Genomic DNA, 18410 nt, shown 5'->3' with positions numbered 1-18410 from the left:
GCGCTCCGTCTCGTCGATGTTCCGCAACGAGAAAGGGCGGGCGCCAGTCCGGCACCCGCCCTTCGTCATGATCCCACGGGAACGCTCGTCTCAGACGAGGCCTTCCTTCTTGGCTTCCGAGCGGGCCGTGTCGGCCGCGGTGCGAACGACGCCGGACACCTTTTCCACGATCGTCTCGCTTTCGTTCGACGGCTTCAGCCCCCGCGCGTCGGCCTCTTCGCTGGCCGCGCGGTAGGTCTCTTCCGCCACGTGCTTGGCGCTCTCGACGGCACCCTTGCCGTAGTCGACGGCCTGATCGCGCAGCCGATCGCGGGCATCGCCGAGATACTCGTCCTCGATCCGCGTCGACGGCAGCGAGGCACCGATGGCCGCGCCGATGGCGAGAGCGACGGCACCCACCACCAGCGGCTCGTCCTGCAGCGTGTCGAGGAAGGTCCGACGAGCCTGGCGGCCGTAGCGTTGCGCCTGTGACCCCACCCGGCGGGCCTGATCCATCGCCGCGCGCTCGGCACGCCATGCTGCATCGGCCGCGTCGCTGCCATAGGAGCGCGCGGTGCTGCCGAGGCTCGAGGCGGAGCCGCGCACGCGCTCGGATGCGGATGCAAGGCCCGACGATGCCGAGGACGCGCCGGAGGACACCCCATCCCGCACGCCGGAGGCGGCGTCCGACAGCCGGTCGCCGATGCCGGAGGCGGCATCGCGCACCCGATCGGCGAGGCCGGGGCCGTCGTCCTCATAGCCGGCCCGCTCCAGCTGGCCGGAGCCGCCGACGCGGTAGGGCTGCGTTTCGGCATAGCGCGAGTCGCGACCGGAAACGGACGAATAGTCCGGATAGGGTGCCGGATCCTCGTCGTGCTCGAAGCGTTCGGCCACGCGCCGGCCGGTGTCGCGCACGCCTTGGCCCATCAGGAGCCATGCGATGCCGGCGCCGACGAGACCGAGCGCCAGCGGATTGTCGCGGACCTGACGGCCGAGATTCTGGGTCAGCTCGGTGACCTGACCCTCCTTCATGTAGCCCTGCACCTCGTCGAAGATCTGGCCGACCGACATGCGGTTGCGCAGCGCGTCGATCGTGCTCTCGACATTGGAGCGGCGGGTCTCGACCTCGCGTTCGAGCTTGTCGGTTTCCATGCTCATCGGATCTGCTCCTTCACGAGCTTGCCGTCTTCGCCGAGCTGGCGGGCGGTGCGGGTGGGCGTGAGATTGGACGGCTCGAGATCCTTCTTGCCCTTGGCGAGAAGAAGGACGCCGATCACCGCGATGACGGCCCCGACGATCAAGGCGGCCCAGCCGGGCCCGATGTCGGGTTCGCCGATCTTGGAGACGGCGGTGACGAGCGCCGCCGTCAACGTGAGCAAGGCGACGAGAAGGCAGATGGCGCCGGCCGCGATCGAGCCGCCGCCGACCTGGAGCTGGGTCAGCTTGTCGGACAGTTCCGAACGGATCAGCTGGCCTTCGCTGCGGAAGAGGTCGGTCGCCTCCCGCATGAGATCGGCCAGAAGATCCGGGATCGACTTGTTGTCACGCGGCTCAACGGTCATCGCGGCCTCCCTGCGGATTGAAGGAGCCCGAACCGTGTCCGAGCGCAGCCCCGCTCGGCCCCTCCGCCGGCGCGGTGCCGGACGCGGTCGCACCGGTCGAGAGCGATCCGCCGGAGATCGAGGATCCCGCCGAGGCGCCTGCCGACGACGGGCGTGCGGGGTTGGCGTAGGAGACCGGCGTATCGGCGGTCGAGGACGTGCGCGGCGCGCTCGTGCCGGCCGAAACCGGCGGCGTCACGGGACGCGAGGCCGTAGACGCCTGGAGCCCGGACGACGCGGAGGACGATCCCGCCGAGGACGCCGCGCTGCGACCGGGCGTCATGGATTCGCGGCCGCGGTTGCGGTCGTAGGCCGAGCCGTAGCGGTCGTCGTCGCCATAGCCGCGCGGGCCGTCGCCCGGTGTCGCCGCGTGGTCGCCGGAAGCCCGTGCGAAGCGACCGAGCGCGATGCCGGCCAGCGCCGCGCCGATCAGAAAGGTCGTCGGCTGGCGACGCGCGAAGGAGGCGACGGAGCGTGTCAGATCCTGGACGCTCCGGCCCTCGATCGAACCCGTGGCTTGCTCGAGGCCGTTGGCGACCTCGCGCACGAGACCGGCCGCCATGGACTGGTCGCGCTCGCCGAGCTCGTCGGACGCCTTGCGCACGGCGGCGGCGAAGTCGCCGAGGCTGGAGGTCAGCTGCGACTTGCCGGCTTCGACGCTCTCGCTCGCCTTCTCGCGGGCGGTCGCGGCGAGGCTGGCTGCGCCGTCCTTGATCTCCCGCGCCGCGTTTCCGAGTTCGGCCTTGGCGGCGCCGGTCTCGCGGTCGATCACGCCTTTGGCGCGATCGGCGTCGGAGCCCGGCGTGGCCGAGCCTGCCCGCTGGCCCGAAGCGGTGCTCGCCTCATGGATCGACGTGTTGTTGCCGAAGCCGCTCTGCGCGGCGCCCGAGGACGTGCCGCCGACCGTGATCTCGGCGGGTTGGCCCGTGGTGCCGCCGGTCGTGCCGTAGGGATTGGGTTTTCTTTCGAAGTCGGATGTCATGACGGTCTCCTCAGCCGATTCCCAGGAAGGACAAGATGGCGAGAACGACCACGATCAGCCCGATCAGATAGATGATGCTGTTCATGAGGGTCTCCCGGATGCGGCACCGGCGGATCGTGAATCGATGCCGGCGCCGTGATGGATCGTTAAGGAGTCCTGCGGACCAAGGGTTCCGGCGAGAACCCGGTCGCGCCTAACGAGACCGGGCCTGCGACCGGTCGACGCGAAAACGTCCTGCGATGCTCGTGTCATCCGCCGTCTTGCGCGCCTCCGAGGGTCTTCATATATACCCCGCAGTCGCGACGAGCCCCGGTTCCCGGCACCGCTCGCCGCCATGGTGATTTTTCCAAGTTTCCAGGGACCGCCCCGTCAACGCCTCGATGAGGGTCCGGGTGGTTCGCTCAAGAAGGAGAGCCCAATGGCTAAGGTTATCGGCATCGACCTCGGCACGACGAATTCCTGCGTCGCCGTCATGGACGGCAAGACCGCGAAGGTCATCGAGAACGCGGAAGGCGCGCGCACGACCCCCTCCATCGTCGCCTTCACGGACGGCGAGGAGCGCCTCGTGGGCCAGCCGGCCAAGCGTCAGGCCGTGACCAATCCGGAGGACACGCTGTTCGCCGTCAAGCGCCTGATCGGCCGTCGCTACGACGATCCGACCGTCGCCAAGGACAAGGGCCTCGTGCCCTACAAGATCGTGCGCGCCGACAATGGCGACGCTTGGGTGGAAGCCGACGGCGACAAGTATTCGCCCTCGCAGATCTCCGCCATGATCCTGCAGAAGATGAAGGAGACGGCGGAAGCCTATCTCGGTGAGAAGGTCGAGAAGGCCGTCATCACCGTTCCCGCCTACTTCAACGACGCCCAGCGCCAGGCGACCAAGGATGCCGGCCGCATCGCGGGCCTCGACGTGCTGCGCATCATCAACGAGCCGACGGCGGCCGCTCTCGCCTACGGCCTCGACAAGAACGACGGCAAGACGATCGCGGTCTACGATCTGGGCGGCGGCACGTTCGACGTGTCCGTGCTCGAGATCGGCGACGGCGTCTTCGAGGTGAAGTCCACCAACGGCGACACGTTCCTCGGCGGCGAGGACTTCGACATGCGCCTCGTCGACTACCTCGCGGCCGAGTTCAAGAAGGATCAGGGCATCGACCTGAAGAACGACAAGCTCGCTCTTCAGCGCCTGAAGGAAGCCGCCGAGAAGGCCAAGATCGAGCTGTCCTCGTCGGCGCAGACCGAGATCAACCTGCCCTTCATCACGGCGGACGCGTCCGGTCCCAAGCACCTCACGATGAAGCTGACGCGCTCGAAGTTCGAGGCGCTGGTCGACGATCTCGTGCAGCGCACCGTCGGACCCTGCAAGTCCGCTCTCAAGGATGCCGGCCTTACCGCGGCCGATATCGACGAAGTGGTCCTCGTCGGCGGCATGAGCCGCATGCCGAAGGTCCAGGAGGTCGTGAAGCAGCTCTTCGGCAAGGAGCCCCACAAGGGCGTCAATCCCGACGAGGTCGTGGCCATGGGTGCCGCCATCCAGGCCGGCGTGCTCCAGGGCGACGTGAAGGACGTGCTCCTTCTCGACGTGACCCCGCTCTCGCTCGGCATCGAGACGCTGGGCGGCGTGTTCACGCGTCTCATCGACCGCAACACGACGATCCCGACCAAGAAGAGCCAGGTCTTCTCGACCGCCGAGGACGGCCAGAACGCCGTGACCATCCAGGTCTTCCAGGGCGAGCGCGAGATGGCGCAGGACAACAAGTCGCTCGGCCGCTTCAACCTCGAAGGCATTCCGCCGGCACCGCGCGGCGTTCCGCAGATCGAGGTGACCTTCGACATCGACGCCAACGGCATCGTCAATGTCTCGGCCAAGGACAAGGGCACCAACAAGGAGCAGCGGATCACGATCCAGGCTTCGGGCGGCCTGTCGGATGCCGACATCGAGAAGATGGTCCAGGAGGCGGAGCAGAACGCGGATGCCGACAAGCGCCGCCGCGCGGGCGTCGAGGCCAAGAACCAGGCGGAAAGCCTCGTCCACTCGGCCGAGAAGTCCCTCAAGGACTACGGCGACAAGGTCTCGGCGGATGACCGCGGCGCCATCGAGGTGGCGATCGCGGCCCTGCGCACCGAGCTCGAAGCCCCCGAGCCGGACGTGGACGCCATCAAGGCCAAGAGCGAGACCCTTGCCGAAGCCTCGATGAAGCTCGGTCAGGCCATGTACGAGTCGGCCCAGAACCAGCAGGCGGACGACGCCGCCCAGCCGACCGGCGACAAGGACGACGTCGTCGACGCCGATTTCGAAGAGGTCGACGACGAGCGCAAGAAGTCGGCCTGATCGGTTCAGGACCGACAGGTACGAGGCCCCGGCGGACACCGCCGGGGCCTTTTTCATGCCGGTCGACATCCTCGAGCCCGGTGGACGATCGGATGATCGACGGCTCCCAAGCCGATCATCCCGTTTTAACGGTTCTCCGATAGACAGCGGGAACCGCCTCGTTTCCCCGTCGATGCGGCCGACAAAGCGAGTTCGAGGGATCCCGGCGATGCACTATCGGATCTTCGACTGCTGGCGCCTCGCCGCCGCCCTTCTCATCATGGCCTACCACTTCCTCTACTTCGCGCCGCCGGGCCGCGAGGCCTATATCGAGGCGCTGCATCGGCTCCTGCCGCTCCTCGACATGTTCTTCATGATCTCGGGCTTCCTGATCGCCGGGCGCTATGCCGGCCGGGTCTCGACGCTCGGGGATTACGGGCTCTTCCTTCAGCGCCGCGTCGCGCGGCTCTATCCGCTGCATCTGGCGACGCTCGCCGTCTTCGCCGCGATCGGCCTCGCCGTCGCGCTCGGATGGATCCAGGCGAGCGATCCGGAGCGATGGAACCTCGCCCTTCTGCCCCTGCATCTCCTGGCGCTCCATGCGCTCGGGCTTCAGGACGTGCTCGCCTTCAATTATCCCTCCTGGTCGATCGGGGCGGAGTTCTTCTGCTATGCGCTCTTTCCGCTCGTCGTCCTCGCCGCGAAGCGGGCGGGTCTGGCGGGACTGGTGGCGCTTCTGGTGCTCTGGGTCTCGGGACTGGAGATCGCCGGCCGGTCCGGGTTCTTTCCCGGCGGGAACTGGATGGCGGCGGACACGCAGGGAGCCTACCGGGCCTTCGCCGATTTCACGCTCGGCGCGATCGTGGCCAGCCTCGTCGCCAGCCGGCCCTTCGCCGTCGTCTCGCATCGGCCCGGCCTTCTGGCCCTCGGCTTCGCGTTTCTCTCCATGGTCTTCTCGTGGAACGGCTACCTGACGCTTCTCGGCTTCGCGCTCGCCATGCTCCTCACCGCGCTCGCCGAAACGGCACGGCCGGACTCCACGCGGCGGCTGGCGCCCTTGATGCCGTTCGCCCGCGTCTCCTTCGGCATCTATCTCCTCCATCCCGTGATGGAGACGATCTTCCTGTCGATCGTCTGGAAGCGGATGCTGCAGCCGGCGGACGGGGCCGGCTTCTATTGGTTCTGGCTGGTGCCGATGGGAGCGACGGTCCTCGCCGCGCTCGCCTCCGAGCGCTGGTTCGAGCGGCCCTTCGGCGCCGCCCTCGCATCCGCCGGGCGGGGCGCCGAGGGACCCCGCGCCGTTTCGGCTTGAAAACCACAGTTTGGACAGGTTCGAAGAGCGGCGGTTCCTAAGGGCGTTTCGCTATGGTAACGCGCGGGATGCGTCACCACATCGGGGCTGGTGCGCCGCCGCAAGGCTCGAGCCGCCGCCGACCCGACCCGAACCGCCAGACACGACGGACACGAACGCCGATGAAGGCCGACTATTACGAGATGCTGGGCGTCGCAAAAGGTTGCGACGAGAAGGTCCTGAAGACCGCCTATCGCAAGCTCGCGATGCAGTTCCACCCGGACCGCAATCCGGGCAACGCCGATGCCGAGGCCAAGTTCAAGGAACTCGGCGAAGCCTATGAGGTGCTGAAGGACCCGCAGAAGCGCGCTGCCTACGATCGCTTCGGGCACGCCGCCTTCCAGAACGGCGGCGGGGGGGCCGGGTTCCGCGGCGATTTCGGATCCTCGATGGCGGATGTCTTCGACGACATCTTCGGCGAGATGATGGGTCAGCGGCGCGGCCGCGCGGGCTCGGGCGGCGGCGGTCGCGAGCGCGGCTCGGACCTTCGCTACAACATGGAGGTCTCGCTCGAAGAGGCCTTCGGCGGCAAGACCGCCGAAATCGGCGTCCCCACGACGATCCAGTGCGAGGCCTGCAACGGCACCGGCGCCAAGCCCGGCTCCGCGCCGAAGGCCTGCCCGACCTGCGGCGGCGTCGGGCGCGTGCGCGCCGCGCAAGGCTTCTTCTCCATCGAGCGGACCTGCCCGACCTGCCAGGGCCGGGGCGAGATGATCGCCGATCCGTGCACCGCCTGCCACGGGGAAGGCCGGCTTCCCGAGGAGCGCAATCTCTCGGTCAACATCCCCGCCGGCATCGAGGACGGCACGCGCATCCGGCTAGCCGGCGAGGGCGAGGCGGGCCTGCGCGGCGGCCCCGCGGGCGATCTCTACATCTTCCTTTCCGTGCGCCCGCACGAGTTCTTCCAGCGCGATGGCGCCGATCTCTTCTGCAAGATTCCGGTCTCCATGACGACGGCCGCGCTCGGCGGGTCCTTCGAGGTCACGACGCTCGACGGCGCCAAGACGCGCGTCAAGGTTCCCGAGGGCACGCAGTCCGGCAAGCAGTTCCGCGTGAAGGGCAAGGGCATGCCCGTGCTGCGCTCGCCGCAGACGGGAGACCTCTTCATCCAGGTGCAGATCGAGACGCCCCAAAGCCTCTCCCGGCGCCAGCGCGAGCTCCTGGAGGAGTTCGAGCAGATCTCCTCCTCCGAGAATTCGCCGCAGTCGACCGGCTTCTTCGCCCGGATGAAGGATTTCTTCGAGGACCTCAGCAAGACCTGACCGGGAGGAGCCGAGTGCCCTCGGCACGGGGCCTCCTCGCGGATGCCGGCGACAAAAAGGTTTCGGGATGCGGGCGCGGAAGGTTCTCTTCCGCGCCCGCCTTCGTTAGATGTTCGGTCACAATGTCGCTTTCCCGACACGGATCGTCGTTAGGAAGAGCGCATGGCGATCCTCGCGAAGGTTCGGCGGCCCGGTCATCCTTCAAAGGGATCGCTCGGTTCGATGATCCAAGGGATGATCGGGACAGAGGCAGAGGGCGTCGTGCCCGCGTGACGGAGTTCGATCGCAGCGACATGACAGCCTCCTCCAAACGACGCCTCGCCGCCGATCCCCTCAACCGAACCGGCGACGACGCCCGCTTCTTCAAGGGCTGGCTGAAGCGCCCCTTCGTCACCGGCGCCGTGTCGCCCTCCTCCCGGGCGCTCGGGCGCGCCATGTCGCGATTCGTGCCGGATGGCGTCGTCGAGGCAGGAGACGTCGTGCTGGAACTCGGGCCCGGCACGGGCGTCGTCACGCAGACGCTGATCGATCGCGGCGTCGCCGAGGAGAACCTCGTCCTTGTCGAATATTCGGCCGAATTCTGCGCCCTCCTCAAGGCGCGATTTCCCCGCGCGACCATCCTGGAAGGCGATGCCTATGCGCCCTTGGAGCCGGGTGCGCTCGGCGGCCGACGGCTCGGCACGATCGTGTCCAGCCTGCCGCTCTTCACCAAGCCCGACGCGATGCGCGAGACGCTGATCGGCGGCGCCCTCGACACCCTCCCGCCGGGCCATCCCTTCATCCAGTTTTCCTACGCGCTGACGCTGCCGGTGAAGCCGGAACGTCTCGGCGCCCAGGTGGAGCTCAGCCCCTGGGTGAAGCTGAACCTGCCGCCGGCCCGCGTCATCGTCTATCGAAGGACCGCCCCATGAAGTCGGAGAGTTCCAATGCGGGCGACGTCGCGCGCTTCTTCGCGACCTGGATCCGCCATCCCCTGAAGCTCGGCGCCGTGGCGCCCTCCTCGCCGGCCTATTGCCGCGAAATGGTGGAGCGGGCGACGACGGACATCGACGGGCCGGTGCTCGAGCTCGGTCCCGGTCTCGGCGTCGTCACGCGGGCGCTTCTCGACAAGGGCGTTTCGCCCGGCCGCATCACCTCCATCGAATACGAGAAGAGCTTCGCCGACGTCCTGAAGGGCCGGTTCCCCGAGGTGAACGTCGTCGAGGGCGACGGCTTCGATCTCGACCGGACGCTCGGCACCACGCCGCGCCGCCGCTTCGCCGCCATCCTCTTCGCGATTCCGATCCTCAACCTGTCGCAGGAGCAACGCCAGGCGCTCTTCACCCGCTATTTCGACCACCTCCTGCCCGGCGGAAACCTGACGCAGCTCTCCTATCTGCCGACCGCGCCGGTGAAGCCCGTGCCGGGCGTCTTCACGGTCACCTCCTCGCCGATCGTCTGGTCGAACATTCCGCCCGCCCGCGTCTGGGTCTACGCGCAGGATCAGGCCGCGGCTTCGGGGTCGCGGGCTCCATGAGCGTGCGCATCCTCGTCATCGCCGGCTCCCTTCGGTCCGGCTCCCACAACCGTCGCCTCGCCAACGAGGCGGCGCGGCTCCTGACGCTGACGACCGCCGAGGTGACGCTGCTCGACCTCGCCGACTACGCGCTGCCGATCTACGACGGCGATCACGAGGAGGCGGCGGGCGTGCCGGCGGCGGCGGTGCAACTGGCCGAGCGGATCGAGATGCAGGATGGCCTGCTTCTCGTCAGCCCGGAATACAATGCTTCCGTTTCGCCGCTCCTGAAGAACGCGATCGACTGGACAAGCCGCGTGCGCAAGATCAAGGGGCGACCGGTGCAGCCCTTCAAGGAGCTCGTGGTCGGCCTCGCCGCCGCCTCGCCCGGTCGTCTCGGCGGGCTTCGCGGCCTTCAGGCGCTCCGGCCGATCTGCCAGTCGCTGGGCGCCGAGGTTCTTTCGGCCCAGGTGACGCTCGGCGATGCCGCGACGGCCTTCGCCGAGGACGGCGCGCTTACCGACGACCACGCGCGCCTCGCGCTGGACCGGCTCGTGGAAACGCTGCTGGAACACGCGCAAGCGCTGGGACGCCACGTGCCGTGACTGTGAGTACGGACGCTTAGACCGGCCGCCCGAGATCGACCCAGTCCGTCATCGCAACAAGCAGCTCATGTGTCGGATAGTCGAGAATATCCTCTTCAGAAAATCCGGCAGCGATCTGCTTTTCGAAGTACCATGATTGAAAGTCGAAATATGAATTGGATATCCGACTGGCGCCTGCGGCCTCGATTCTGGCCTCGCTCACCAACCAATTCCGCACTTTGCGGATGATGACGTCGAATTTCGCGCCATGCACCTGAATGTCGCTTCCGGCCATATCCGACAAAGAAATCTGATAGCGATAAGGCTTTTCTTCAAGAACGAGGATCTTCTTATCGCTTCTATCGCCGCCATCGAATTGCCGGCAGCCATAGTCGATTCCAAGTTCGAACGGCATATTAAGACGGTAGTGTTCGCCTTCTTGTAGAGCTTGGCAGCGGCTTAGATCATGGATGGAGTATTTCGAGGCCTTGATCAGCTCACATATCTTTGCAAGCCTGTTTTCAGCTGCGTCCGATCGCTCTGTCGCAAGTCGTGGCCGAAACCCAAGATAGATAACGCAGAACAGCATCGCCTGAAGCAGCGGGGCGTATTCCTTGTCAAAGGGACAATTGATGAAAACGCATTCCTCGTAAGCCATGCGTCATCCTTTGGGGGGATGCGGATCGCTGCCGAAAGAGTTACGTTCCCGGATCCGCCCATCTCTCCCATGTATGAACAGTTCGGTCTTCTGGTTTTTTGCGATATCCTTGGCGCGTTGAATAGCTTCGCCTTGAGTCTCGAAGGTTCCTGAAGCCCGAGATGAACCCGTCCGACGTACGCTCCATTTGGTTCCGTTCGGAACGACATGCTGCCCTTTTTTGCTCATTTTAACAGTTTCCAGGACCTCAGATTCGCCAACCGCACAGCCTTTGTCGGCCGTGCGCTCCGACAGGTCGGCCTCAACCGCAGCGACCTTCAGTATTTCGTTTATGCCAACGGGCAGCAAGCCGAAATCATCGACATTCCGAGAATGGCTCTCATCGACCAAGGCAGACGGCCTTAGCCCTCCGCCCGCTCCGAAGCCTCCGCCAGGAGCGCCGTGATGAGGTCGCTCTGGGAGACGATGCCGAGAAGGCGGTCGTCCGCGCCGACCACCGGCAGGTGATGGAGGCCGGCATCGGTCATCGGCAGCACGATCTCGGCGATCGGCCGGTCCGGCCGGATGGTTTCGACCGGCGTCGTCATGATGTCCTCCACCGAACCGTAGGGCGCCCGCGCCCGGCTCATCGTGAGATGCAGACGGTGGCGCAGGCCGATGCGCGGCCGGCCCTTCCCGTCCCAGGACGCCTTGTCCAGGAGGTCGGTCTGCGTGACGATGCCGATCACCCGAGCGCTCTCGTCCGTCACCGGCAGGGCCTTGATGTGATGGCGGCGCAGGAGCTCCAGCGCCTCGCCGAGCGAGGCGTCGGGCGCGATCGCGACGACGTCGCGCGACATGATCGTCGAGGCGGTCGCGCGGCCGGCCGTGCGCCCGTAGGTCCGCATCTGCGCGAGCTTCAGGATCGACAGGAGATCGCCGCGCCCGATGTCGAGCACGCCGTCGAACTCGCGCAGCACCGCGTCGAGATCGGCCGCGGCCAGCCCGACGCGCGTCGAGGGCGGCGGATCGGCCGTGCCGTGCCGTGCGGCCTCGCGCGGCGGGACATGGGGATAGGTGCGCCCCGTCAGGTTGTTGAAGAGGAGCGCCGTTCCCAAGAGGAGAAGCGAATTGGCGGCGACGGGCCAGGCGAGGAAGCCGTAGCCGAGACCGGTGATCGCGGGCCCGCCGAGCACGGCCGTCAGGGCCACGGCCCCGCTCGGCGGATGGAGGCATCGCAGCGGGATCATCGCGGCGATGGCGACGGAGATCGCGAGCGCCGCCGCGAGCATCGGGTCGGCCACGAGCCTTGCCGCCGTCACGCCGACGAAGGCGGCGACGAGATTGCCGCCGAGGATCGACCAGGGCTGGGCCAGCGGGCTCGCCGGCACCGCGAAGAGCAGCACCGCCGAAGCGCCCATCGGGGCGATCAGAACGGGCAGCGCCGCGCCCTCGCCCACCGCGGCGCGCGCGACGAGTCCCGTGGCGAGAATGCCGATCAGCGCGCCCGCCGCCGAGCGGATGCGCTCGCGGGGGCTGAGGCGCGGAAGATCGGGAATCCAGTGCTTGAACTGCATGGCGTCACGTCGAAAATGCGGATGGAGCAGCTAAGCCGGCAAAAGTGGGGTTTGGAGGACGTTCGCGAGACAGGCCGTCCGCCTTTCCCGCGCCCGGTCGGCGCGAAGCCGCCCCCGGCCCCCGGCCCCCGGCGAGCGCGGCTCAGACGTGCTGGCCGCCGTTGATGTGGATCTCCGAACCCGTCACGTAGCTCGCCTGGTTGGAGCAGAGGAAGAAGATGATGTCGGCAACCTCGGCGGTCTTGCCGAGGCGGCGGAGCGGGATGTTCTCGACGATCTTGTCGGTGCCGGGCGACAGGATCGCAGTGTCGATCTCGCCGGGCGCGATGGCGTTGACGCGGATGCCGGCGGGACCGAAGTCGGCGGCCATCTCGCGCGTCAGCGAGGCAAGCGCGGCCTTCGAGGTGGCATAGGCGGTGCCGGCGAAGGGATGGACGCGGCCGCCGGCGATCGAGGTGACGTTGACGATCGACCCCTGGGCGTTCGACAATTCCTTGAACAATCCGCGTGCCAGCATGATCGGGGCGAAGAAGTTCACCTGAAACACGTCGCGCCACAGATGCATCGCCGTCTGGATCGAATCGAGCCGCGAGCCGCCCTCGCCCTTCGGCGAGATGGCGGCATTGTTGACGAGCGCATGGAGCTGCGAGCCGTTGGCCTCCAGCCGGTGGCGGATCTCCGAGATCGCGAAGCCGACATCCTCGGGATCGGCGAGATCGACCTTGATGTGGTCCTCGGGACCCGCCGGCCAGGGACAGTCCTCCGCGAAGGGCTGGCGCGAGCAGGTGATGACGCGCCAGCCCTCGCGCGAGAAGCGCTTGACCGCGGCATGGCCGATGCCCCGCGAAGCGCCCGTCAGGACGAGTGTCTTGCGCGTGTCGGACGCTTCTACCATCGCCATCACCATCCTCGATCGTCGGTTTTGTCGTCGCTGCCGAGCCGTGCCGCCGGCCGCGCCCGAGGCCGCTTTCGAAAGTCGCCTCTCAGCCTCTCCTTTAGCATCGAAGCGGGAGAAGGCCACAGACGTTCGCGTCTTTGCGGCGTCCCGGGAGGCAGGGGAGACTTGCGCTGAACCTCGAAGAGGCGGATGCCTCGGCATCCCAGGCTGCCGCTTCGACAGGACATGACCCCGCCCCTCCTCCCCGATCTTCCCGTCACCGCGATTCTGCCCGATCTGGCCGAAGCGCTCGCGCGCACGCGCAATGCCGTGCTCGTCGCGCCGCCCGGCGCCGGCAAGACGACGCTCGTGCCCTTGCACCTCCTCGCCTCCCCCGGCTTCGAGAAGGGCCGTATCCTCCTCGTGGAGCCGCGGCGGCTCGCGGCGCGGGCGGCGGCGCGGCGCATGGCCGAGATCCTCGGCGAACGGGTCGGCGAGACCGTCGGTTGGCGCATGCGGCTCGACACGAAGGTCTCCGCGAGGACGCGCATCGAAGTCGTGACGGAGGGCGTCTTCAAGCGCCAGATCCTCGGCGCGCCGGACCTGCCGGGCGTCTGCCTGGTCATCTTCGACGAGTTCCACGAACGCTCGCTCGACGCCGATCTCGGTCTTGCGCTCGCCCTCGACGTGCAAGGCGCGCTGCGCGAGGATCTTTCCATCCTCGCGATGTCGGCGACGCTCGACGGCGCCGGTGTCGCCGGACTGCTGGGACCGGGCACGCCGATCCTCGAAAGCGCGGGCCGCGCCTTTCCCGTCCACGTCCGGCACCGCGACCGGCCGGGCACGGAGCGCATCGAGGATGCGGTGGCGAGCGCCGTGCGCGAGGCGCTCGCCGAGGAGACGGGAAGCCTTCTCGTGTTTCTGCCCGGTCAGGGGGAGATCGCGCGCGTGGCCGAGCGCCTTGCCCCTCTCGCCGGCCCCTCCCTCCTCGTCGCGCCCCTGTTCGGCGCGATGGATGCAGCCGCGCAGGATCTCGCCATCCGGCCCGCGCCGCCGGGCACCCGCAAGATCGTGCTCGCGACCTCGATCGCGGAAACCTCGATCACCATCGACGGCATCACGGTCGTGGTGGATTCGGGTCTGCGCCGGCAGCCGGTCTTCGAGCCGTCGACGGGCCTGTCGCGCCTCGAGACCGTGCGCGTGTCGCGGGCGGGCGCGGACCAGCGCGCGGGCCGGGCCGGGCGCACCGCGCCGGGCATCGCGATCCGCCTGTGGCGCGAGGAACAGGGACTGGAGCCGTTCGACCGGCCGGAAATCCTCTCGGCCGATCTGTCTGGCCTCCTTCTCGACTGCGCGAGCTTCGGCGTCGGCGATCCCGGCACGCTGCCCTTCCTCGATCCGCCGCCCGCGCCGGCCTTGGCCGAGGCGCGCGCGCTTCTTCAGGCGCTCGGCGCCTTCGACGCCCGGGGACAGGTGACGGCCACGGGCACCGCCATGCGCGATGTCGGCCTCGCGCCGCGTCTGGCGCGGATGGTGGTGGAGGCCGGCCCCGCCCGTCGCCTCGCCGCGGACCTGGCCGTCCTCCTCACCGAGCGCGGCCTCGGCGGGTCCGATCCCGATCTCGAGGATCGACTGCGCCGTTGGCGGAGCGACCGAAGCCCGCGCGCCCGCGACGCGGCGACGCTCGCCCGGCGCATCGAGGGGCAAGGCCGCCAGGCTCCGCCGGCGCCCGGCATCGACGGCGATGCCGAGCCCGGCGCCATCCTCGCCCTGGCTTTTCCCGACCGGGTCGCGTCGGCGCGCGGCGCGCGGGGCCATTTCGTGCTGGCGAACGGGCGCGGCGGCGCGCTCGACGCCTCGTCGGGGCTCGCGTCCGAAGCTTTCATCGTCGTCGCCGATCTCTTGGGGTCGGCCCGCTCGGCGAAGATCGCGGCGGCCGCGCGCGTTTCACGTGAATCGCTGGAGGCGATCTTCGCCGGACGGATCGTCGACGAGGACAGTCTCGCCTTCGATGCCCGCAGCGGCGAAGTGCGGGCGCGCCGGCGGCGGGGGCTCGGCCGCGCGACCTTCTCCGAAGCGCCGATCCCCGTGCCCCACGGACCCGAGGCCGCCGCGGTCCTGGGGTCCGGCCTTCGCGAGAAGGGCTTTTCATCCCTGCCGCTCGGCGCGGACGGCGAGCGCTATCTTCTGCGGCTGCGGTTCCTCGCGAACGCCTTCGGCGATCCCTGGCCGGACCTCTCGGATCTTCGCCTCCTCGATACGCTGGAGGATTGGCTGATGCCGTTCCTGCCCGGCGTGGTGCGGCTCTCCGACATCCGGCCGGACGTGGTGCGCGAGGCTCTGGCGGGGCTGGTGCCGGCCGAGTTCGCGCGGCGGATCGAGGCCCTCGCTCCGTCGCATTACGAGGCGCCGACGGGCTCGCGTCTGCCGATCCGCTACGAGGCGGACGGACCCGTTCTCGCCGTTCGCGTGCAGGAGCTCTACGGGCTGACCACCCATCCCGCGCTGGCCGAGGGACGGTTGCCGCTGACGCTGGAGCTGCTGTCCCCGGCGCACCGCCCGATCCAGATCACCCGCGACCTGCCCGGCTTCTGGGCGGGCTCCTGGCGGGAGGTGCGGGCCGATCTCCGGGGCCGCTATCCCCGCCATGTCTGGCCGGAAGACCCCGCGCGGGCCGAAGCGACGGCGAGAGCCAAACCGCGCGGCTGATGTCGGCGGCCCCGGCCAGGCCGAACGGCGTGGCGGCGGCTGATGCCACCGGCATGACCCGCGCCACGATGTCTCGGGACGCCTTGCGCGCTAGTTGTCTTGGGACGGGCCGGCTATAGGGTGGTCGATCCGCCAAAGGGCAACATGCTTTCAAGGACTTGCGACGAGGTCCGGCCGTACGCCCGGCCGGATGTCGCCAGGAGCGGACGCGCCAAGGAGACGGCATGAGCGAACAGATCACGCGATCGGGCTTTTCCTTCGCGCTGCCGGGCCTCGACCTTCCCATGCACGAGAGCCAGCGGCTCCGGCTCGCGACGCTGACGCGCCTGCGCTGGCTGTCCGTCGCGGGACAGACGGCGGCCTGCGTCTTCGTCGCCTGGGCGCTCTGGTATCCCTATCCCGTCGGCATCTGCCTCGCGCTGATCGCCGTCTCGGCCGCGCTCAACGTCGCGCTCGGACTGACCTATCCGAAAAGCCGGCGGATCTCCTCCTGGGCGGCCGTCGGGATCCTCACCTTCGACATCCTCCAGCCCTCCGCGCTCCTCTACGTCACCGGCGGCATCCAGAACCCGTTCGCGGTGTTCCTGATCGTCCCGGTCCTGATGGCTTCGGCGACGCAGCCGCCGCTGACCACGATCGGGCTCGGCATCCTCGCGGTCCTCGCCGCGACCCTTCTGGCCTTCTTCCACCTGCCCCTGCCCTGGCCGGCGGGCGTCGAGCTGATGCTGCCGACCTCCTACGTGGCCGGGCTCTGGTACGCGATCGTGACGACGATCGTGTTCTCCGGCATCTACGTCTACCGGGTCGCGGCGGAATCGCGCGCGCTCGCCGACGCGCTGGGGGCGACGGAACTCGTCCTCCAGCGCGAGCAGCATCTCTCGGCCCTCGACGGGCTCGCCGCCGCCGCCGCCCACGAACTCGGCTCGCCGCTCGCCACCATCGCCCTCGTCGCCAAGGAGATGGGGCGCACGACGCGGGCCGACGCGCCGGAGCGCGAGGATGTCGAGCTCCTGATCCAGCAGAGCGAGCGGTGCCGCGACATCCTTCGGCAGTTGACCTCGCTCTCGTCCTCGTCGGAGGAGCACATGGCGCGCCTGCCGCTGCTCTCGCTGGTCGAGGAGATTTCCGAGCCGCATCGCCATTTCGGCATCGCGGTGCGGGTGGAGGCGAGCGAGCGCGGGGATGCCGAGCCGGTGATGCGCCGCAATGCCGGCGTTCTCTACGGGCTCGGCAACATCGTCGAGAACGCCGTGGACTTCGCCGCGAGCGAGGTCGTGATCCAGGCGGGCTGGACGGCGAAGGGGGTCGATCTCGTCGTGCTCGACGACGGGCCGGGCTTCGCGCCGGAAATGCTCGGCCGGATCGGCGATCCCTATATGAGCCGGCGCGAGAACCGGGAGCGCAAGGCCGGCGGCGGGCTGGGCCTCGGCCTGTTCATCGCCAAGACGCTCCTGGAGCGTTCGGGCGCGACGATCACGGTCACCAACCGGCAGGACCGCAGCGGCGCATCGGTCGCCATCCACTGGCCGCGCGAGGCCTTCGTGTCCCGAACGCCTCCCGGCGAGATCTGATGTCCGCCACGACGATCCCGCGTCCTCTCGACGAAGTGACCGGCAGCGGCTCCGCGGGCGCTTGAACGGACCGGGAACGGAGCCATTTCGTTCGGGCAAGGTTGTGTCCGCGCCCTTTGAGGCCGCCGTTCGGCGTCCGGGGCGCGGCGGCCGATGGATGTGATCCCATGCTCGCAGACACCGATTCCACCACGCTGTCCCGCATCGCCATCCCGGAGGGCGACCGGTCCCTTCTCGTCGTCGACGACGACAAGCCGTTCCTCCTGCGCCTGTCGCGGGCCCTCGAACAGCGGGGCTTCGAGCTTCGCACCGCCGACAGCGTGGCCGAGGGCCTCGCCGCCATCCGCACGAAGGCGCCGGCCTATGCCGTCGTCGACATGCGTCTTGGCGACGGCAACGGGCTCGACGTGATCGAGGCTCTGCAGCGCTCGCGCCCGGATGCCCGCGTCATCGTTCTCACCGGTTACGGCAACATCGCGACGGCCGTGACGGCCGTGAAGCTCGGCGCGATCGACTATCTCGCCAAGCCCGCCGATGCCGACGAGGTCATCGCCGCGCTGATGCGCGTTCCGGGCTCGCGCGCGGAACTGCCGGAAAACCCGATGTCGGCCGACCGGGTCCGCTGGGAGCACATCCAGCGGGTCTATGAACTCTGCGAGCGCAACGTCTCGGAGACGGCGCGCCGCCTCTCGATGCATCGTCGCACGCTCCAGCGGATCCTCGCCAAGCGCGCCCCGCGCTGAGGACGCCGAGAGCGTCTGCCTTCCGCCGTCCGCTCCTGGCGGGAACGGCGGGGGCGGGCCTTCGATCAGGTCCCTTCGTCCGGCTCGATCTCCCCGTCCGGCAGGGCCGTCATGAAGGGATTGGCCGCCCATTCCGCCTGCTGCAGACGGTCGGCGGAGGCCCGGGCGAACCGCAGGGTCAAGGCCTTGCGCGTCGCACCGGCCATCCTGTGCTCGGGCGCCTCGCGCAGCATTTCCGCTCCGTAGCCGTCCGAAAGGATCAGGCCGCAATCGTCGGGAAAGATGTCGACGGGCACGCCCGGATGGGTCGCGAAATAGAGGCGGTCGCAGTGCTGGCGGTAGTCCGGCCATTTCCGGTCCGCGCGGTAGTCCTCGATCGAGGTCTTGATCTCGACGATCAGCACCTCGCCCTTGTCGGTCAGGCCCACGAGATCGGCCCGACGGCCGGAGGCGAGCGCCATTTCGGGCAGGAGAGCGACGCGCCAGGCGGCCATCAGGCGCTGCACGCCCCGGCGCACCCGCATCGCCCGGTCGGACTGGCGGCCGTCGACGAGCGGTTCGAGCTTGAAGGGTGATACGATCGGCATGGCGGACGTCGTAACGCCGCCGCTTGATTCGCCGCAAGAGAAAACGAGAACAAAAGGGCGACGAAGGACGCGGCGGGTCGTCTCACCGCGGGGACCGTCACCCCCGATGGCGTCACCGGATCGGCTCGCCGGCTGGCCTGCGGG

General features: G+C 68.6%; 17 protein-coding genes. 9 read left to right on the top strand and 8 right to left on the bottom strand.

What is annotated here, in order from left to right; translation table 11 throughout:
* Positions 1-90 precede the first annotated feature (90 nt).
* From ASG43_RS20465 to ASG43_RS20455, 3 genes are read right to left on the bottom strand one after another with little or no spacing between them, the layout of a single operon-like run.
* A complete protein-coding gene (locus ASG43_RS20465) occupies positions 91-1137 on the bottom strand; it encodes a DUF3618 domain-containing protein (protein WP_156386811.1) in 1047 nt (348 codons plus the stop codon).
* Complete coding sequence (locus ASG43_RS20460; RefSeq protein ID WP_056508804.1) at positions 1134-1541, bottom strand: phage holin family protein; 408 nt, start codon at positions 1539-1541, stop codon at positions 1134-1136. The genes ASG43_RS20465 and ASG43_RS20460 overlap by 4 nt, the downstream gene beginning before the upstream one ends.
* Positions 1531-2562, bottom strand: coding sequence for a hypothetical protein (locus ASG43_RS20455; RefSeq protein ID WP_056508802.1), 1032 nt, complete (start codon positions 2560-2562; stop codon positions 1531-1533). Before ASG43_RS20455 ends, ASG43_RS20460 begins: the two co-directional genes overlap by 11 nt.
* A 418-nt stretch (positions 2563-2980) precedes the next feature.
* Between ASG43_RS20455 and dnaK the strand changes: the two genes are divergently transcribed.
* The 6 genes from dnaK to ASG43_RS20425 all read left to right on the top strand — a co-directional run bounded on the left by dnaK (position 2981) and on the right by ASG43_RS20425 (position 9586).
* Positions 2981-4894 (top strand): molecular chaperone DnaK, encoded by a 1914-nt coding sequence (gene dnaK, locus ASG43_RS20450; protein ID WP_056508801.1) that lies wholly within the window; start codon positions 2981-2983, stop codon positions 4892-4894.
* 208 nt (positions 4895-5102) lie between these two features.
* Positions 5103-6185: an acyltransferase gene (locus tag ASG43_RS20445; protein WP_056508799.1), complete on the top strand. Its 1083-nt coding sequence runs from the start codon at positions 5103-5105 to the stop codon at positions 6183-6185.
* A 161-nt stretch (positions 6186-6346) separates the two neighbouring features.
* Positions 6347-7486 (top strand): molecular chaperone DnaJ, encoded by a 1140-nt coding sequence (dnaJ, locus tag ASG43_RS20440; protein WP_056508797.1) that lies wholly within the window; start codon positions 6347-6349, stop codon positions 7484-7486.
* A gap of 269 nt (positions 7487-7755) precedes the next feature.
* On the top strand, positions 7756-8397 hold the full coding sequence (locus tag ASG43_RS20435) for an rRNA adenine N-6-methyltransferase family protein (RefSeq protein WP_244488175.1): 642 nt from the start codon (positions 7756-7758) through the stop codon (positions 8395-8397).
* Complete coding sequence (locus tag ASG43_RS20430) at positions 8394-9002, top strand: methyltransferase domain-containing protein (protein ID WP_056508795.1); 609 nt, start codon at positions 8394-8396, stop codon at positions 9000-9002. Before ASG43_RS20435 ends, ASG43_RS20430 begins: the two co-directional genes overlap by 4 nt.
* Positions 8999-9586, top strand: coding sequence for an NAD(P)H-dependent oxidoreductase (locus ASG43_RS20425; protein ID WP_056508793.1), 588 nt, complete (start codon positions 8999-9001; stop codon positions 9584-9586). The genes ASG43_RS20430 and ASG43_RS20425 overlap by 4 nt, the downstream gene beginning before the upstream one ends.
* 16 nt (positions 9587-9602) lie before the next feature.
* Here ASG43_RS20425 and ASG43_RS20420 read toward each other — a convergent pair whose 3' ends face one another.
* The 4 genes from ASG43_RS20420 to ASG43_RS20405 form a co-directional block, all read right to left on the bottom strand.
* Entirely contained in the window at positions 9603-10223 is a 621-nt protein-coding gene (locus tag ASG43_RS20420; RefSeq protein ID WP_056508791.1) for a hypothetical protein, read from the bottom strand.
* 3 nt (positions 10224-10226) lie between these two features.
* Positions 10227-10613 (bottom strand): DUF2188 domain-containing protein, encoded by a 387-nt coding sequence (locus ASG43_RS23820; protein WP_348271098.1) that lies wholly within the window; start codon positions 10611-10613, stop codon positions 10227-10229.
* An 11-nt stretch (positions 10614-10624) separates the two neighbouring features.
* The gene (locus tag ASG43_RS20410) at positions 10625-11779 is read right to left on the bottom strand and encodes an HPP family protein (protein ID WP_056508786.1); all 1155 of its coding nucleotides are present in this window, start codon (positions 11777-11779) and stop codon (positions 10625-10627) included.
* Between the two features lie 142 nt (positions 11780-11921).
* Positions 11922-12674, bottom strand: coding sequence for an SDR family oxidoreductase (locus ASG43_RS20405; protein WP_056509219.1), 753 nt, complete (start codon positions 12672-12674; stop codon positions 11922-11924).
* 228 nt (positions 12675-12902) lie between these two features.
* Here ASG43_RS20405 and hrpB point away from each other — a divergent pair, with 228 nt between their 5' ends.
* The 3 genes from hrpB (at position 12903) to ASG43_RS20390 (ending at position 17679) form a co-directional block, all read left to right on the top strand.
* On the top strand, positions 12903-15365 hold the full coding sequence (hrpB, locus tag ASG43_RS20400) for an ATP-dependent helicase HrpB (RefSeq protein WP_056508785.1): 2463 nt from the start codon (positions 12903-12905) through the stop codon (positions 15363-15365).
* A gap of 284 nt (positions 15366-15649) precedes the next feature.
* The gene (locus ASG43_RS20395; RefSeq protein ID WP_056509216.1) at positions 15650-16936 is read left to right on the top strand and encodes an ActS/PrrB/RegB family redox-sensitive histidine kinase; all 1287 of its coding nucleotides are present in this window, start codon (positions 15650-15652) and stop codon (positions 16934-16936) included.
* Positions 16937-17103: 167 nt separating this feature from the next.
* Positions 17104-17679 (top strand): ActR/PrrA/RegA family redox response regulator transcription factor, encoded by a 576-nt coding sequence (locus ASG43_RS20390; RefSeq protein WP_056508783.1) that lies wholly within the window; start codon positions 17104-17106, stop codon positions 17677-17679.
* A 65-nt stretch (positions 17680-17744) separates the two neighbouring features.
* Here the strand turns inward: ASG43_RS20390 and ASG43_RS20385 are convergent, their stop codons facing one another.
* Positions 17745-18266 (bottom strand): MmcB family DNA repair protein, encoded by a 522-nt coding sequence (locus tag ASG43_RS20385; RefSeq protein ID WP_056508782.1) that lies wholly within the window; start codon positions 18264-18266, stop codon positions 17745-17747.
* Positions 18267-18410 lie beyond the last annotated feature (144 nt).

Origin of the sequence: Aureimonas sp. Leaf454, assembly GCF_001424685.1 — a bacterium.
Taxonomy (GTDB): Bacteria; Pseudomonadota; Alphaproteobacteria; order Rhizobiales; family Rhizobiaceae; genus Plantimonas.
Note: the sequence above shows the minus strand (reverse complement) of the source record. Positions and strands in the feature narration are given on the sequence as shown.

What these genes read in the sequence shown, in the direction of transcription:
- ASG43_RS20395 (WP_056509216.1), top strand. Translation starts at nt 15,650, where the DNA reads ATGCACGAGAGCCAGCGGCTCCGGCTCGCGACGCTGACGCGCCTGCGC.
- ASG43_RS20405 (WP_056509219.1), bottom strand. Translation starts at nt 12,674, where the DNA reads ATGGTAGAAGCGTCCGACACGCGCAAGACACTCGTCCTGACGGGCGCT.
- dnaJ (WP_056508797.1), top strand. Translation starts at nt 6,347, where the DNA reads ATGAAGGCCGACTATTACGAGATGCTGGGCGTCGCAAAAGGTTGCGAC.
- ASG43_RS20390 (WP_056508783.1), top strand. Translation starts at nt 17,104, where the DNA reads ATGCTCGCAGACACCGATTCCACCACGCTGTCCCGCATCGCCATCCCG.
- ASG43_RS20460 (WP_056508804.1), bottom strand. Translation starts at nt 1,541, where the DNA reads ATGACCGTTGAGCCGCGTGACAACAAGTCGATCCCGGATCTTCTGGCC.
- ASG43_RS20385 (WP_056508782.1), bottom strand. Translation starts at nt 18,266, where the DNA reads ATGCCGATCGTATCACCCTTCAAGCTCGAACCGCTCGTCGACGGCCGC.
- ASG43_RS20420 (WP_056508791.1), bottom strand. Translation starts at nt 10,223, where the DNA reads ATGGCTTACGAGGAATGCGTTTTCATCAATTGTCCCTTTGACAAGGAA.
- ASG43_RS20445 (WP_056508799.1), top strand. Translation starts at nt 5,103, where the DNA reads ATGCACTATCGGATCTTCGACTGCTGGCGCCTCGCCGCCGCCCTTCTC.
- ASG43_RS20425 (WP_056508793.1), top strand. Translation starts at nt 8,999, where the DNA reads ATGAGCGTGCGCATCCTCGTCATCGCCGGCTCCCTTCGGTCCGGCTCC.
- dnaK (WP_056508801.1), top strand. Translation starts at nt 2,981, where the DNA reads ATGGCTAAGGTTATCGGCATCGACCTCGGCACGACGAATTCCTGCGTC.
- ASG43_RS20410 (WP_056508786.1), bottom strand. Translation starts at nt 11,779, where the DNA reads ATGCAGTTCAAGCACTGGATTCCCGATCTTCCGCGCCTCAGCCCCCGC.
- ASG43_RS20430 (WP_056508795.1), top strand. Translation starts at nt 8,394, where the DNA reads ATGAAGTCGGAGAGTTCCAATGCGGGCGACGTCGCGCGCTTCTTCGCG.
- ASG43_RS20455 (WP_056508802.1), bottom strand. Translation starts at nt 2,562, where the DNA reads ATGACATCCGACTTCGAAAGAAAACCCAATCCCTACGGCACGACCGGC.
- hrpB (WP_056508785.1), top strand. Translation starts at nt 12,903, where the DNA reads ATGACCCCGCCCCTCCTCCCCGATCTTCCCGTCACCGCGATTCTGCCC.
- ASG43_RS20465 (WP_156386811.1), bottom strand. Translation starts at nt 1,137, where the DNA reads ATGAGCATGGAAACCGACAAGCTCGAACGCGAGGTCGAGACCCGCCGC.